Origin of the sequence: Xenorhabdus innexi (assembly GCF_002632485.1) — a bacterium.
In the GTDB taxonomy this organism is placed as follows: domain Bacteria; phylum Pseudomonadota; class Gammaproteobacteria; order Enterobacterales; family Enterobacteriaceae; genus Xenorhabdus; species Xenorhabdus innexi.
In genome coordinates this window covers 86,802-101,335 of record NZ_NIBU01000004.1, presented here as the reverse complement: position 1 = coordinate 101,335, position 14,534 = coordinate 86,802, and the positions used below count along the sequence as shown (strand labels likewise).

General features: G+C 42.1%; 14 protein-coding genes. 7 read left to right on the top strand and 7 right to left on the bottom strand.

Annotated features, from left to right (window positions below; translation table 11 throughout):
- The first annotated feature begins 28 nt into the window (after positions 1 to 28).
- From Xinn_RS02945 to gstA, 3 genes are all read left to right on the top strand, one after another.
- Entirely contained in the window at positions 29 to 805 is a 777-nt protein-coding gene (locus Xinn_RS02945) for a thioesterase II family protein (protein ID WP_086956428.1), read from the top strand.
- 35 nt (positions 806 to 840) lie between these two features.
- Positions 841 to 3,795, top strand: a complete 2,955-nt coding sequence (locus Xinn_RS02940) for a salicylate synthase (protein ID WP_422645996.1) — start codon at positions 841 to 843, stop codon at positions 3,793 to 3,795.
- A gap of 228 nt (positions 3,796 to 4,023) precedes the next feature.
- Positions 4,024 to 4,632: a glutathione transferase GstA gene (gstA, locus tag Xinn_RS02935; RefSeq protein ID WP_086953360.1), complete on the top strand. Its 609-nt coding sequence runs from the start codon at positions 4,024 to 4,026 to the stop codon at positions 4,630 to 4,632.
- Between the two features lie 46 nt (positions 4,633 to 4,678).
- Here gstA and pdxY read toward each other — a convergent pair whose 3' ends face one another.
- From pdxY to anmK, 4 genes are all read right to left on the bottom strand, one after another.
- On the bottom strand, positions 4,679 to 5,557 hold the full coding sequence (pdxY, locus tag Xinn_RS02930; protein ID WP_086953361.1) for a pyridoxal kinase PdxY: 879 nt from the start codon (positions 5,555 to 5,557) through the stop codon (positions 4,679 to 4,681).
- A gap of 101 nt (positions 5,558 to 5,658) precedes the next feature.
- Positions 5,659 to 6,930, bottom strand: a complete 1,272-nt coding sequence (gene tyrS, locus Xinn_RS02925) for a tyrosine--tRNA ligase (protein ID WP_086953362.1) — start codon at positions 6,928 to 6,930, stop codon at positions 5,659 to 5,661.
- Positions 6,931 to 7,262: 332 nt separating this feature from the next.
- Positions 7,263 to 7,916: a pyridoxamine 5'-phosphate oxidase gene (pdxH, locus tag Xinn_RS02920; RefSeq protein ID WP_086953363.1), complete on the bottom strand. Its 654-nt coding sequence runs from the start codon at positions 7,914 to 7,916 to the stop codon at positions 7,263 to 7,265.
- A gap of 41 nt (positions 7,917 to 7,957) precedes the next feature.
- Complete coding sequence (anmK, locus tag Xinn_RS02915; protein ID WP_086953364.1) at positions 7,958 to 9,070, bottom strand: anhydro-N-acetylmuramic acid kinase; 1,113 nt, start codon at positions 9,068 to 9,070, stop codon at positions 7,958 to 7,960.
- 334 nt (positions 9,071 to 9,404) lie between these two features.
- Here anmK and Xinn_RS02910 point away from each other — a divergent pair, with 334 nt between their 5' ends.
- Positions 9,405 to 9,878, top strand: coding sequence for an outer membrane lipoprotein (locus Xinn_RS02910; protein WP_086953365.1), 474 nt, complete (start codon positions 9,405 to 9,407; stop codon positions 9,876 to 9,878).
- An 82-nt stretch (positions 9,879 to 9,960) separates the two neighbouring features.
- Here the strand turns inward: Xinn_RS02910 and slyA are convergent, their stop codons facing one another.
- Together slyA and Xinn_RS02900 are read right to left on the bottom strand one after the other, a co-directional pair.
- Entirely contained in the window at positions 9,961 to 10,398 is a 438-nt protein-coding gene (gene slyA / locus Xinn_RS02905; RefSeq protein WP_086953366.1) for a transcriptional regulator SlyA, read from the bottom strand.
- Positions 10,399 to 11,077: 679 nt separating this feature from the next.
- Positions 11,078 to 11,317, bottom strand: coding sequence for a DUF1289 domain-containing protein (locus tag Xinn_RS02900; protein WP_086953367.1), 240 nt, complete (start codon positions 11,315 to 11,317; stop codon positions 11,078 to 11,080).
- A 255-nt stretch (positions 11,318 to 11,572) separates the two neighbouring features.
- On the opposite strand from Xinn_RS02900, the gene gloA reads away from it, so the two are divergent.
- A complete protein-coding gene (gene gloA / locus Xinn_RS02895; protein WP_086953368.1) occupies positions 11,573 to 11,980 on the top strand; it encodes a lactoylglutathione lyase in 408 nt (135 codons plus the stop codon).
- 124 nt (positions 11,981 to 12,104) lie between these two features.
- A complete protein-coding gene (rnt, locus tag Xinn_RS02890; protein WP_086953369.1) occupies positions 12,105 to 12,755 on the top strand; it encodes a ribonuclease T in 651 nt (216 codons plus the stop codon).
- A gap of 53 nt (positions 12,756 to 12,808) precedes the next feature.
- On the opposite strand, the gene Xinn_RS02885 is transcribed toward rnt, so the two are convergent.
- On the bottom strand, positions 12,809 to 13,150 hold the full coding sequence (locus Xinn_RS02885; protein ID WP_086953370.1) for a Grx4 family monothiol glutaredoxin: 342 nt from the start codon (positions 13,148 to 13,150) through the stop codon (positions 12,809 to 12,811).
- Between the two features lie 359 nt (positions 13,151 to 13,509).
- On the opposite strand from Xinn_RS02885, the gene sodB reads away from it, so the two are divergent.
- Positions 13,510 to 14,088 carry a superoxide dismutase [Fe] gene (sodB, locus tag Xinn_RS02880; protein ID WP_086953371.1) on the top strand — a complete coding sequence of 193 codons (579 nt, stop codon included), beginning with the start codon at positions 13,510 to 13,512 and terminating at the stop codon, positions 14,086 to 14,088.
- Positions 14,089 to 14,534 lie beyond the last annotated feature (446 nt).

The window sequence follows — 14,534 nt, the reverse complement described above, 5'->3', positions numbered from 1 at the left end:
GATGAAATGGGGACTCCCTGTACATCCAATGATTCGTCCGTGCCTGACACCTCGTGGCGAACCCAAGTACACGCTATTAATCTGCCCCTTTGCTGGGGGCAGCAGCAGTGCATTCCGCCAATGGGCTACTCTGGAAAATCCTGATATTGCCGTTTCGCTGGTGATTTATCCCGGCCGTGACAGCCGCATGAATGAGCGTGCAGCTACCAGCATTGCTCCATTAGCACAATCTCTTTTTGAGCTTCTCGTGTCACTCACTCCTGCCCAGAGAGAAAACCTGATACTGATCGGTCATAGTATGGGCGCCCAGATCGCTTTTGAAACCTGCCAACACCTTGAACAACATAGCTGTTCTCCTAAAGCACTGGTACTTTCGGGGTGTCATGCTCCTCATCTTCAATCCCGCCGTCAGTTAAGCGGATTACCTGACCATGAATTCATTGAGCAACTCATCGATATTGGCGGTTGCAGCCCGGTATTACGCGAAGATCCCGGATTGCTGGAAATGTTCTTACCCATGCTGCGCGCTGATTTCTGGGCGACGGAACATTATCACCGGGTTATTCAGTCTGACTCGGTAAAACTGCAAACACCGACCTTGTTACTTTATGGCAACGAAGACAAAGAAGCTTCCGCGCTGGAGGTTCAGCAGTGGCATCACTGGCTTACCGGTGACAAACAAAATCTTTCGCACTGTTGTCAGGAGATTATCGGCAATCATTTTTATGTCACTCAAGAACCTCAACGTTTTATTCGTCACATTACCCAATTTATGCAATATATTTATCCACAGGAGTTCGCATAATGGCATCTTCTTCAATCCCAGAAAAAAATTTTACTATGACGCCAGACTATCTTTGGAATGGCAAAACCATAGACCAACAGCTTACCGGATGGTCGAAAATCTGGGGGGATAAAACAGCGCTGATCTATCAAGAGCAACATCTGACTTACCATGAACTGCATCAACTTGTGGAAAGGCTGGCAAGTGGGTTATCTCAGCGGGGAATCGGTCATGGTGATAATGTCATGGTGCAATTACCTAACTGTATCTCTTTTGTTGTCACCTGTTTTGCTCTGTTTAGATTAGGTGCTCATCCAGTATTATTAATGCCGACGCAACGGACTCATGATGTTCATGAACTGTGCCAGATTGCCCAGCCGGTGGCTTACATCATTCCTGATTGTATCCACGGTTTTGATTACCGAGAAATGGCGCGGGAAGTGGCTGCATCCTGCCCTGAAATGAAACATATTATTGTTGATGGGCAAGCTGAAGAGTTTACTCCTTTGTCCTCTATTGATGGTGAACCACTCGATACCTCTGTCTCTGGCCCCTGTTACGGTGATATTGCCATACTTCTGCTTTCTGGAGGAACAACAGGTACACCGAAATTAATTCCACGTACTCACGATGCCTATACCTATGATTTTGTCCTGTCAGCCCGTTTGTGTTCAGTCAATACCGAAAGTGTTTATTTAGCCGTGCTTCCTATTGCACATAACTTCACCTTAGGCAGCCCCGGTATTCTGGGCACACTCTCTCAGGGAGGGTGTGTTCTCTTAAGTGACACCGCCAGTTGTGATGAAGCCATGCCATTGATTGAGCAACACAAAGTAACACATGTTGCGTTAGTTCCGGCGCTTGCCAGACTCTGGGAACAAGCTCGTGACTGGGAGCAAAGTGATCTTTCCTCCTTACGTTGTTTACAGGTTGGCGGAGGCAGACTTACTCCAGAACTGGCAAAACAGGTGATGACACGCCTTGGCCCTTTGCAGCAGGTATTTGGCACCGCAGAAGGGTTACTTTGCTATACCCGGCTGGATGACCCCTATGAAGTCATTATTAATACTCAAGGTCGCCCACTATCGGCAGAAGATGAACTCAAAATTGTCGATGCTAATCTGCAACCTGTTCCTTCCGGTGAAGTCGGTGAACTGATTACTCGAGGCCCTTATACCATTACGGGGTATTACCGCGCTGAGCAACATAATACTATCGCTTTCACCTCTGACGGATTCTATCGTACCGGCGATTTGGTACGGATGAGGTCAGACGGCAATCTGATCGTTGAGGGACGTATTAAAGAGCAGATCAATCGCAGTGGCGAGAAGATTTCAACGCAAGAAGTGGAAACGTTACTGCTGCAATATCCAAGTATCGATGATGCAGTTGTCATTGCTGTTCCTGATGAACTCTTGGGTGAGCGAATTTGTGCCTGCATACCAAAAAGTATTAACCAGCCGGAACCTATACAGATGCAGGCATTTTTACAGCAGAAAGGTGTTCAGCGCCACAAAGTCCCTGACCAATGGTTGTTTGTGGCGTATTGGCCATTAACCACAGTAGGAAAAATAGACAAACGTCAGTTAGTACAGATGGCGCAAACAGAACACGCAGAACAAATGAAACAAGCCGAAGAGAATAACAGCCCAATGCAACAATATCATGAACACACTATTGCCATTACCAGCACTCCATTAGATCTGGTCGCCCACTTGCTTTCAGATCTTACAAATAATAATACACACCCTTACACACTCTATGAGAGCAAAGGCGAATGGTCATTGGGAATTGGCTGTGCAGCCACGATAAGTGCACATGCATCCGGACAACTAATTGACTCAAAAGGTCGTCAGCATCCGTACGATATCAGTACGTTAAGCCAGAAACTTGAGCAGGTTCTCAGTGAACTTTCTATCAAAGACTGGCGTGCTTATGGCAGAGCACTATTTGAGTTTTCCCATATGGCATACGGGATACCATTAGCGTCATCGTTAAAACAAAAAAATGAAGCACTAATAAAAATCACTGTTCCACAGCATGAATTACGCATCACTCAAGGGCAAGTCCTGATACGAACACTCGAAGAAAATCAGCTCACTGTATTGAGTGAAAAAATCAGACAGGCCGATCAAACTGGTGCTCCAACCTTCCCATATACAAAAGAGCTGAAAGGTATCAGCAACTCAATTGCGGCAAAGCATTATCAAGACAACGTAACAAGTGCGGTTAAAGATATTGTCACAGGCCACTATCAAAAAGTGATCCTCTCACGCAAAGTTCAGCTTGGTTCAAATGTGGATATAACACACAGTTACTGGTTGGGGCGTCAGGCTAATACTCCAGCCCGCTCTTTCTTCTTACGGGATGAAGAGTTTTCTGCTTACGGTTTCAGTCCAGAAACCGTGGTTGAGGCAGATGGTACGGGTTGGGTCAATAGCCAGCCATTGGCGGGAACCAGAGCATTAACACATGATAAGGAACAGGATCAAAAACTGCGGGCAGATTTACTTTCCGATCCGAAAGAAATTGCCGAGCACGCAGTATCAGCCAAACTCGCATTAGAGGAATTGGCCCCGATTTGTCAGGCAGACACACTTTGTGTATCAGAATTTATGGCAATTCGTGAACGTGGTTCAGTACAACATTTAGCATCACGCGTAAAAGGATTACTACGGCCAGAAAAAAATCGTTGGGATGCTTTCATTGCTCTGTTTCCGGCAGTCACTGCTTCAGGTATCCCGAAAAAAACCTCTTTACAGGCTATTTCATATTATGAAAATGAGCCTCGTCGTCTTTATAGTGGTTCTGTCATGCTATTGGATAGTTCAGGTAAATTAGACGCAGCACTGGTATTGCGTTCTCTTTATCAACATAAAGAAGACTGTTGGCTACAGGCTGGTGCTGGTCTGGTCCGAGATTCAAAACCCGAAAGAGAATGGCAGGAAACCTGCGAAAAACTGGAGTGCATTATGAAATATGTACGCCCTTATTCCGACAAAAAAGACTAAAAATTCATTGGCGGAAACCATAATGTTCTAACAGCATGCCCTCCGGGAAAACCTGAACGATATCTGGTTTTCCCGATGTTACATTAACCTTCGGTAAGGAGATTGATATAATCCGAATTACTGGTATAAAAATGTGTTGATATTGTGTCTGTTTTTGTTGCATCCACATATCCCTGATAGACTTCAAGATAAGAGATATATAATAAACTGATAAATAAGGGTTTATATATGAAACTCTATTATACTCCCGGAGCTTGTTCTCTCTCCCCACATATCATTCTCCGTGAAACCGGTCTGGATTTCAGTCTTGAAAAAGTAGACCTGCAAAATAAAACCACTGAACGTGGTCAGGATTTTTTCAAGATCAATCCCAAAGGGCAGGTTCCAACGCTCATACTCGACAATGATATTGTCCTTACTGAAGGGCCTGCGGTTGTGCAATACATTGCCGATCAAAAACCAGATAGGAAACTAACTGCTCCAGCAGGTACTTTAGAGCGTTATCAGCAAATTGAGTGGCTGAATTATATTGCTAGCGAAATTCATCAGAGCTTCTGGGTATTATCACCCACAATGGCGGCCTCAGAAAATTACCGTTCCGCAGTTTTTACTAAGCTGTTGGCTAAATTTACTTATATTGATGGCATATTGGCAAAACGTGCATATATCGCCGGGGATCATTTTACAGTTGCGGACGCTTATTTGTTTACAACGTACTTCTGGAGATACAAATTAAATTTAGATTTTTCCAAGTTAATTCATTTAAATGCTTATCAACAAAAAATCGAACAGCGTCCGCATGTACAGGATGCTTTAAACGCGGAAGGATTAAGATGATATAATTGCTTCCGGTTCACAAGCTACCGGAAGCAATATCTTACTGTTAGTCAATCTGTACGGCGCTGAATTTATGGGCCGGAGTCACCATCTTATCCTGAGCAGCAACCAGCTGTAACTCAAACTCTCCGCTTTTTTGCGTTTCCAGCATAACTTCATAAACACCGGCTGTCGTATGTTCCAACGCAGCTTGTAATACTGAGCTTGTTAATGATGAACTATTCAACAGATTAGCAAGGAATAAGCCGCTGGTTAAATCGCCAATTCCAACGGGCTGGCGTTCACCAGTATCAATTAATGGACGGCTGATATGCCAGCTATTCTCTTTAGTCACCAGCAACATTTCGAAATTATCTTTTTGGTAGCCTGCGCGACTAAGATGTTTAACCAAGACAATTTTAGGGCCTTTTTGACATAGCTGACGGGCAGCAGATACTGCCTGTTCTACATTTTTTATTTCCGTTGCCGCCAGAGTTTCAAGCTCCAATAAGTTGGGAGCAATGATATCACTGACAGGTAATGCCTTTTCACAGAGGAATTCAGACACTCCCGGAGCCACAATACACCCTTTCTCTGGATGACCCATCACTGGATCACAAAAATACCATGCTTCAGGATTAGCCTGTTTAACCTGTTTTACGATATCAAGGATGTAGCTTCCCTGCTCCGCTGAACCAATATAGCCACTGAGTACCGCGTCACAGGATGCCAACTTATCAATTTCACCAATTCCCTGCACAATTTCAGCCAGATGTTCTGGCGGCATCACGCAACCACGCCATTGTGGGTATTGAGTATGGTTAGAAAACTGAACCGTATTTAGTGGCCATACATTCACTCCCATACGGCACATCGGAAAAACAGATGCACTATTTCCTGCATGACCGAAAACAACATGAGACTGAATTGAAAGAATGTTTTTCATGATTAGGCCTGATTTTTATTTTAAGAACCATAAATAAGTTATAAAACAGTCTGATACTTTAAGGGCAACAATTATGTTGCCCTTAATAATACTTTTATGAATTATTTCCAATCGATTAGGCAATAATGTTTTTTACCACGACGTAATAGAGTATAACGCCCAAACAAACGATCTTCGTCTGCAAATACATACATCGCTTCAGACTGTTTTTCACCATTGATGGAAACAGCATTAGAGCTAATCATGGTACGAGCCTGCCCACGAGAAGGAACAAATTCAGCAGTGAGCAGAGCCTGTTGTAAATCAGCACCACTTTCAAGCTCAATTGCTGGCATACCATCCTGCGCTAACTGAGCAAAATCATCTTCGGTTAAATCAGCTACAGCACCGGAGAACAGACTTGCCGTGATACGCTTCGCTGCTGTTAAACCCGCTTCTCCATGCACCAGTCTGGTGACTTCTTCAGCCAGAACATACTGCGCACGCGGAGCTTTACCACTGTTTTTATCTTCTTCTTCCAATGCATTGATTTCGTCAAGGCTCATGAAAGTGAAGAATTTCAGGAAACGATACACATCTGCATCGGCTGTGTTAATCCAGAACTGATAAAATTTGTATGGACTGGTTTTCTTCGGATCCAACCAGACTGCCCCACCTTCTGTTTTACCAAATTTAGTCCCATCGGATTTAGTAATCAAAGGTACTGTCAGACCAAATACCTGTTTCTGGTGTAAACGGCGTGTCAAATCGATACCTGAGGTAATGTTGCCCCACTGATCGGAACCACCAATCTGCAATTCAACACCATATTTTCCGTTCAGGTTGGCAAAATCATAAGACTGCAACAGGTTATAAGAAAATTCAGTGTACGAAATACCAACATCATCACGGTTCAGTCGTTGCTTAACCGCCTCTTTATTGATCATCTGGTTAACGGAAAAGTGCTTACCTATATCACGCAGGAAAGAAAGGACATCCATTTGGCCAAACCAGTCATAGTTATTGGCTAATTCCGCACCATTTTCACCATCGAAGCTAAGAAACGGAGAAACCTGATTACGAATTTTCTCAACCCACTCTTTAACAGTACCTTCTGTGTTTAATTTGCGTTCCGTCGCTTTAAAACTCGGATCACCAATCAAACCTGTCGCACCACCGACCAAAGCTATCGGCTTATGTCCGTTCAGCTGGAATCTTTTTAAACACAGCAAGGGAACCAGATGGCCCAAATGCAAGCTGTCAGCGGTAGGATCGAAGCCGCAATAGAGAGAAACCGGACCTTGCGCCAGTCTTTCCGCTAACGCCTCTTCATCCGTTACCTGGGCAATAAGGCCCCGCTCTTGCAGTTGTTTAATCAGGTTATTGCTAGACATCAATGACTCCATTGGTTTGTATTCTTTACTTATATCCTTTATCTTCCAAGTTGCAGCATTACGGATGTATTCATTTGTTATTGATACTGCCAAACTGCAACTTGCAATCTATCGGGCATATATAATTGTCGCGGTAAATCGCGGGCTATAGCATAAAACGCCAGTAATATAAGTGCCAGTATTAAAAACAGTAATTGATACTATACCCGTCGTCTTTCAAGTTGCCTCTTTGTTGGCTGTGCTCATTCACCCCGGTCACATAGTTATCTATGCTCCCGGGGGTTCATTCCCTTGCCGCCGCGACGTATATTGAAATCCACTAATTAAGTATGTTAAGGCGCCAGACGATCAATACGCCATTCATCTCCTTCACGCAGGTACAGAAAACGATCATGAAGACGGTTAGCCCCTCCCTGCCAGAACTCTACCGAATCAAACTCAACCCGGAACCCACCCCAAAAACTGGGTAATGGTACTTCACCATTCTGGAATTTTTGCTTCATCTCTAAAAATTTACCTTCTAACATACTTCTGGCAGAAATACGGGAAGATTGTTCTGAAGCCCAGGCTGCAATCTGGCTATCTCTCGGGCGGCTATGGAAATATTTCACCACTTCGAGAGGTGATAAACGTTCGGCTTTCCCCAGAAAACTGACCTGACGCTCCAGCGGATACCATGGAAAATGGAGGCTGATGCGGTTATTCTGAGCTAATTGTTTCGCTTTACGGCTACCAAGGTTGGTATAAAAAACCAGACTGCGGCTATCAAAATGTTTCAATAGAACAATACGCTGATAAGGTTGACCATGCTCATCAACTGTTGCTACGCACATTGCCGTCGGATCACTAAGCCCGGCATTACAGGCCTGTTTGAGCCAAAGCTCAAAAAGCGCCATCGGTTCTTCAGTAAGATCCTTTCGCCGTAACCCACCACGCATATATTCGCGACGCAGCTCTGCTATATGAGTATCATTATGTTCTGACATGTCTAATTCTCTATTTATAAGTGAATTTCAGCATAACATTGTTATCTGTCAGCAACAGGATAAATTGCGCCTAAAATTGTTTCCCTGTCAGCTCCAGTCACCGATGGCAAGTTACCCGGCAGCCCGGACATTGTACGGAATGCCAGCCAAGCAAATGCCAATGCTTCCATATCATCACCACTCAATCCATATTTATCTGTTGTTGCAACTTCTGTATCAGGTAACAAAGCAGATAACCGGCGCATTATAAGTGGGTTTCTGGCTCCGCCGCCACAAACCAGCAAGCGTTCACAGCCATTATTCAACAGCACCTGTTCGGCAATACTGACAGCAGTTAGTTCAGCAAGCGTTGCCTGCACATCAACCGGGCTGATATCAGGGAAATCAGCCAACTGTTTTTCTAACCATGCCATATTGAAATATTCTCGACCGGTACTTTTTGGTGCCGTACGTGCAAAATAAGGATCTGAGAGCATCTTCTGAAGCAGAGCTTCATTTACATTACCCTCATCAGCCCATTGTGCGTCTTTATCATAAGGCAACTGTTTATAACGCCATGTCCAGGCATCCATCAACATATTACCTGGCCCAGTGTCATAGCCCTTAACCGCAGAGTTTGGCAGAAGAGCGGAGATATTTGCTATTCCGCCAATATTCAGGATCACACGCCTTTCCGTTGGATCACCCAGAACAGCCATATGGAAAGCAGGCACTAAAGGTGCCCCTTGGCCACCATACGCCATATCCCGACGGCGGAAATCTCCTACCGTTGTAATATCGGTTAGTGCAGTTACACGATTGTTATCGCCAATTTGCATCGTAAATGGCTTTTCACCATCAGGTTCATGCCATACAGTCTGACCATGACATCCAATTGCGGTGATATCATTCGCAGTTAACCCCGTTTTCTCTAATAAACCTTTCACTGATTCAGCAAAAAGCGTTCCCAATTCATAATCAAGTTGCCCAACAGTTGATAAGGTAGTCTGCTGGCCCTGACAAATGGAAAGTAATTTTTGCTTAAGCTCCTGAGGAAATGGATGACTGTAATTTTCCTTCTGTATAACAGCGTTATCACTGATCTCTGCTAAAACAACATCGACTCCATCCATACTGGTGCCTGACATCACACCAATATAACGTCCTGACTTCATAAATATTCCCCTATTTAAAGAATGAATTGCATCTGTAAATAAAACCCGTGTAACTATAAAACACATTGATTTGGACTATATATGTTTCACTGGGAATATAAGAGAGAAAATCTGAGTTTTGGAAAGCTCTTCACAAAACATGCTAAACTTTTGTCAGGAATTATTCCTATTGGCGTTCAACGTAGAAATTTATTATATATTTAGAGAGAGGCCATTAATGTATAGAATAAGTAACCAGTAAAACTATTATACTTGTTACTGGTCATTGTAGCCGAATGCTTGACTGTAGAGTTATTATCAAATTTCTCTCGAGGCATTAAAATTAGGAGTAACTATGTTCAAACGTTTCCTGGTTGGTGCAGTTGTAGTAACAACATTATCTGGATGTGCTGACATGGGAGCACTTTCTAGTGATACTTACTCGATTGATCAGGCCAAGCAAATTCAAAATGTAACCTACGGTACTATTTTGTCCGCGCGCCCGGTCACTATCAAAGGTTCTGAGGCGGGTAACCAAAACATGCTGGGAGCGATTGGCGGAGCAGTATTGGGTGGATTGTTGGGTGATACTATTGGCGGCGGCAGAGGCCAGAGGCTTGCAACTGCCGCAGGTGCTATTGCCGGTGGAATGGCAGGTCAAGGAATTGAAGGTGCTCTCGATCAAACAAAAGGTGTTGAATTGGAAATCCGTACTGACGGTGGAAGAAATATTGTTGTGGTACAAAAACAGGATCAGGTTGTATTCAGTAAAGGACAACGTGTCAAAATTGCCGATAGCGGCGATTCGACAACAGTATCTCCTATCTAACTTTGTTAAAGCATATTTAAACGAAAAATCGCGGATCACCAGAAATATGGCCCGCGATTTTCTTTTTTTTATCGATTAATTTTTATATTACCTGTTTATGTAATTGACTAATATTTTTTTCGATTTTCTTTATTACAGAAGCAAGTAGAATTAACTCATCATGAGTAATTCCCTCCAGAATTTCTTTCCTCGTCGAACCAATAACACTATCCACTTCTCTGATAAAACTTTCTGACTCTTCTGTTAATTTGATTCTTTTTGCGCGTCTGTCATTGGCACATGTGTGCCTTGTAATGAGTTTCTTTTCTTCTAATTGATCTAAAGTTCTTACCAGAGATGGTTGTTCAATACCAATTGCTTTCGCAAGTTGTATCTGTGACTGCTCCGGTGGTAACAGACTAATATTGTACAGAGTAACCCAATGTGTCTGAGTTAATTTCAACGGCTTCAAACGATGATCAATTAAAGCGCGCCAAACACGAACTAACCGTGCCAGGTCCGATCCCAATGTCAATTCCAATTACCCCTCCTTATAATTAGAGACTCATATAACATCAATGAATTATCCAATCAGTTTATTCATATGAATAATGGATACGCATCCTATATCTTGCTCACATTAGTAGAGTCAGATATTCCGCTAATTACTTAATTAGTATCGCGTTGGTTTGTTACTTAAAGTTGACATCTTCGTCGCCCTAAAGAGCGAGGTTTTACGGCGCACCGAATAAAATCGCGCATTAATCCACCAACGATATAAACTGTATAAAATAATCCTCCAACTAAACTATTAAGATTTTAAATATCAACGAAACAAATACAAACTCCAAAAAATAGACACGGTACCACTCGGTTAAAGTTCTATAAGAATAACCGTCATCCAAATACTAATCTATATATTTTTACATTAATATCATTTTTATCTTACAGTTACCGTTAAGGTGACAACAAAACCCATTAAAAACAAATAGATAAATAATTAGACCGATTATTGTTCGTCGATTAATTATTTGATAAGAAATCTTTATATAAAGGCTTTAATTAGTCAATCGTTGTAATATTTTTTAATGACCTATATCAAATAAAAAACATGTAATATGAATAAAATATCATTTTATCATGGTAAAAATTCTCAACCACACTGAAAATATGAAATATTATTCATATAAGAAAACTCCATTAACAGTTATGAATGTGAATTAAAATAATCCAAGCTGTTTTGATGGAACAACTTCATCATGCGCTTTATTTTTCAGCGTCCGCAGATATCTATCATGGCATAACCGCAATATTTCTCTTTTTTGTCCATCAGATAATTGCATCCACATAAAGCGTTCCTCTCTATTACGATAGCAACCTCGGCAAAAACCACGGGGGCCAGATTCACATACCCCTTTACAAGGATTCGGAACACCAAAAAACTCCAGTTGCTCAGCCATGCCACCCTCCTGTACACAAAATTATCTAACTGATTATCGCTGAAAGAATTGCAACATTATCTAGATTAAGCTCACATCACATAATGGACTACAAAATAGTAACGAATAAAACAAAAGTGAAAGGACGAATTGAATTACCTTATGTTTACCATATATAGTTAAACACACAATGGGGTCAGAGCGTGAAATGTCACCATTGCGTCATTTCGTGCCATTACTATTTTTGAGATAAAACCATCAGCATAAGAGGTAATCATGCGTCTACTTCATACAATGATCCGTGTTGGCAACATGCAAAGGTCGATTGATTTTTACACTAAAGTAATGGGCATGCGTCTACTTCGTACGAGTGAAAATCCAGAGTATAAATATTCCCTCGCCTTTGTCGGTTATACTGATGAAAGCCAAGGCGCAGTAATCGAATTAACTTATAACTGGGATGTTGAAAGCTACGAAATGGGAACGGCATTCGGGCATATTGCTTTAGGTGTTGATGATGTAGCGGCAACTTGTGAACGTATCAAACTTGCCGGAGGCAATGTCATTCGTGAAGCCGGGCCAGTGAAAGGTGGCACAACGGTTATCGCTTTTGTTGAAGATCCTGATGGCTATAAAATCGAACTCATTGAAAATAAAAGTGCCAGTAGTGCATTAGGTCATTAATCACCCTCCATATACAAGGGCATTTTTACATGCCCTTCTTTCGGTATTAGGTAGAGATTACTTCTGCAATACCCAATAAATTTTGTCATAATGTCCGCTATCCTGAAGTTAAGAATAAAATCAGATGTCTAATATAAAAGATCAAAACATGCTAAGTGGGCGCTTTCGTGGTTATTATCCTGTTGTTATTGATGTAGAAACCGCAGGGTTTAATGCACGGACAGATGCTTTACTTGAGATAGCTGCAACTACTGTGAAAATGGATGAAGAAGGTTGGTTGGCACCGGCTGATACGCTGCATTTCCATATTGAACCCTTTGAAGGGGCTAACCTTGATCCCGCAGCACTGGCATTTACAGGTATTGACCCGACGAATCCATTACGGGGAGCCGTCAGCGAGTATACAGCGCTGCATGCTATTTTTAAGATGGTTCGCAAAGGTATGAAAGCAAGTAACTGCAACCGCGCTATTATAGTTGCTCATAATGCTAATTTTGATCACAATTTTGTCATGACAGCAGCAGAACGCTCTGGTTTGAAGCGTAATCCATTTCATCCTTTTGCCACTTTTGATACGGCTGCGCTGAGTGGTTTAGTACTCGGCCAGACTATTCTGGCAAAAGCCTGTATTACAGCAGAAATCCCCTTTGACAGTAATCAGGCACACAGTGCTCTTTATGATACAGATAGGACAAGCCTGCTTTTCTGCGAGTTGGTTAACCGCTGGAAGCGGCTTGGTGGCTGGCCTCTGGCCACTCCAGACGACGAAGCCTGATAAACTAAGAGCCTTATTATTAGGCTCTTAGCTCCAGTCATTATTATCAAAGATTACTGGCTATCTTCTTGCTCACGGTATTTATCCGCAGTTTCTTTAATCAGTGTTTGCAGTTCACCACGTTGATACATTTCCATCAGGATGTCACACCCACCGACCAGTTCACCATCAACCCAAAGCTGAGGGAATGTCGGCCAGTTTGCGTATTTAGGTAACTCAGCGCGGATATCCGGGTTTTGCAAAATATCCACATAGGCAAAGCGCTCACCACAAGCAGATAAAGCCTGAACAGCCTGAGCAGAGAAACCACAGCTTGGCAGCTTTGGCGAGCCTTTCATGTACAGCAGAATTGGGTTTTCTTTAATCTGGCGTTCGATTTTCTCAATTGTCGTCATTTTTACTTCCTTAGACCGCAGGTGCTGTTTATCAGCATCAGAAAAGATTGATTCAGAATACCACTTTCTAATGCATATTTGCTACAGCGAACACGCTGATACAAATTTTTATTCTGAACAACAACTTGTAGCTACTAAGATTTTCATGTCCGGTAAATATTTAATTCATTAAAACTGAACAGTTCTAAACCAGCTCACCATTAAATAGCATCTTTTTTCCTGTTATTTAGCAGAAAAGTTGTTAAGATAATCACCAAAATAGCAACATGATAATAAGCTTAAATTTGCTCTATCCATGATTAATAATTTGCAAATCATGGTTTATAAAGCCAAAAACCCGATATTAAAAGGAGTATGCAATGTCTTTTGAATTACCAGCATTACCTTATGCTAAAGATGCCTTAGAACCTCATATCTCAGCAGAAACTCTGGAATATCATTACGGCAAACATCACAATGCTTATGTTGTGAACCTGAATAACCTGATTCAAGGTACAGAATTTGCCGGAAAAACACTGGAAGAAATCATTAAAATTTCTGATGGTGGTATCTTCAATAATGCTGCGCAAGTATGGAATCACACTTTCTACTGGCATAGCCTGTCTCCAAACGGTGGCGGTGAACCAACAGGCAAAGTTGCAGAAGCAATCAATAATGCTTTCGGCTCTTTCGCTGAGTTCAAACAGCAGTTTACTGATGCAGCCCTGAAAAACTTCGGCTCCGGCTGGACATGGTTGGTCAAGAAAAATGATGGCAGCCTGGCTATCGTTAGTACTTCCAATGCAGCCACGCCACTGACTGGTGAAGATAAACCTGTTCTGACCGTTGATGTTTGGGAACATGCTTATTATATCGATTACCGCAATGCCCGCCCTCAATATCTGGAGCATTTTTGGGCTCTGGTTAACTGGCAGTTTGTGGAAGAAAATCTGGCTTAATTAGCCTATCAGTAAAATGCAAGGGTAAGTTTTTCCGGTTCTACGCATATGGTCCGTTCATGAATGCTTTCTGAATCGTGAAAAACTTTCCCTTGAAAAATAAATGGCGTTTCACCACAGTGTTATTTTCAGGCTCAAGCGATTAAACAGAGACTCGCCAGAAAAACAATCATGACTAACGCACTACAGGCCGTCAATAATCCCAATTTCAGATCTGTATCCATAAACCATCCTCATCGTGAAAATTAAGACTCAGCAATACCATAAATTTTAAGTGGTCATTTACCTCAGAGATTAAAAATCACACTGTAATATTTAATGCATATACTTTATAGCATCGATTATTGCTTTCACTTTTGAGCTAGATCAGACAAAATTCACGGTTTATCACTAAATTATTGCCACTTATCTTCCTATATACAAATATAATACTGGCAAATGATTAA

Excerpts from the sequence above, each read along its gene's own strand:
- Xinn_RS02945 (WP_086956428.1), top strand. The coding sequence starts at position 29 with ATGATTCGTCCGTGCCTGACACCTCGTGGCGAACCCAAGTACACGCTA.
- Xinn_RS02940 (WP_422645996.1), top strand. The coding sequence starts at position 841 with ATGACGCCAGACTATCTTTGGAATGGCAAAACCATAGACCAACAGCTT.
- gstA (WP_086953360.1), top strand. The coding sequence starts at position 4,024 with ATGAAACTCTATTATACTCCCGGAGCTTGTTCTCTCTCCCCACATATC.
- pdxY (WP_086953361.1), bottom strand. The coding sequence starts at position 5,557 with ATGAAAAACATTCTTTCAATTCAGTCTCATGTTGTTTTCGGTCATGCA.
- tyrS (WP_086953362.1), bottom strand. The coding sequence starts at position 6,930 with ATGTCTAGCAATAACCTGATTAAACAACTGCAAGAGCGGGGCCTTATT.
- pdxH (WP_086953363.1), bottom strand. The coding sequence starts at position 7,916 with ATGTCAGAACATAATGATACTCATATAGCAGAGCTGCGTCGCGAATAT.
- anmK (WP_086953364.1), bottom strand. The coding sequence starts at position 9,070 with ATGAAGTCAGGACGTTATATTGGTGTGATGTCAGGCACCAGTATGGAT.
- Xinn_RS02910 (WP_086953365.1), top strand. The coding sequence starts at position 9,405 with ATGTTCAAACGTTTCCTGGTTGGTGCAGTTGTAGTAACAACATTATCT.
- Xinn_RS02900 (WP_086953367.1), bottom strand. The coding sequence starts at position 11,317 with ATGGCTGAGCAACTGGAGTTTTTTGGTGTTCCGAATCCTTGTAAAGGG.
- gloA (WP_086953368.1), top strand. The coding sequence starts at position 11,573 with ATGCGTCTACTTCATACAATGATCCGTGTTGGCAACATGCAAAGGTCG.
- rnt (WP_086953369.1), top strand. The coding sequence starts at position 12,105 with ATGTCTAATATAAAAGATCAAAACATGCTAAGTGGGCGCTTTCGTGGT.
- Xinn_RS02885 (WP_086953370.1), bottom strand. The coding sequence starts at position 13,150 with ATGACGACAATTGAGAAAATCGAACGCCAGATTAAAGAAAACCCAATT.
- sodB (WP_086953371.1), top strand. The coding sequence starts at position 13,510 with ATGTCTTTTGAATTACCAGCATTACCTTATGCTAAAGATGCCTTAGAA.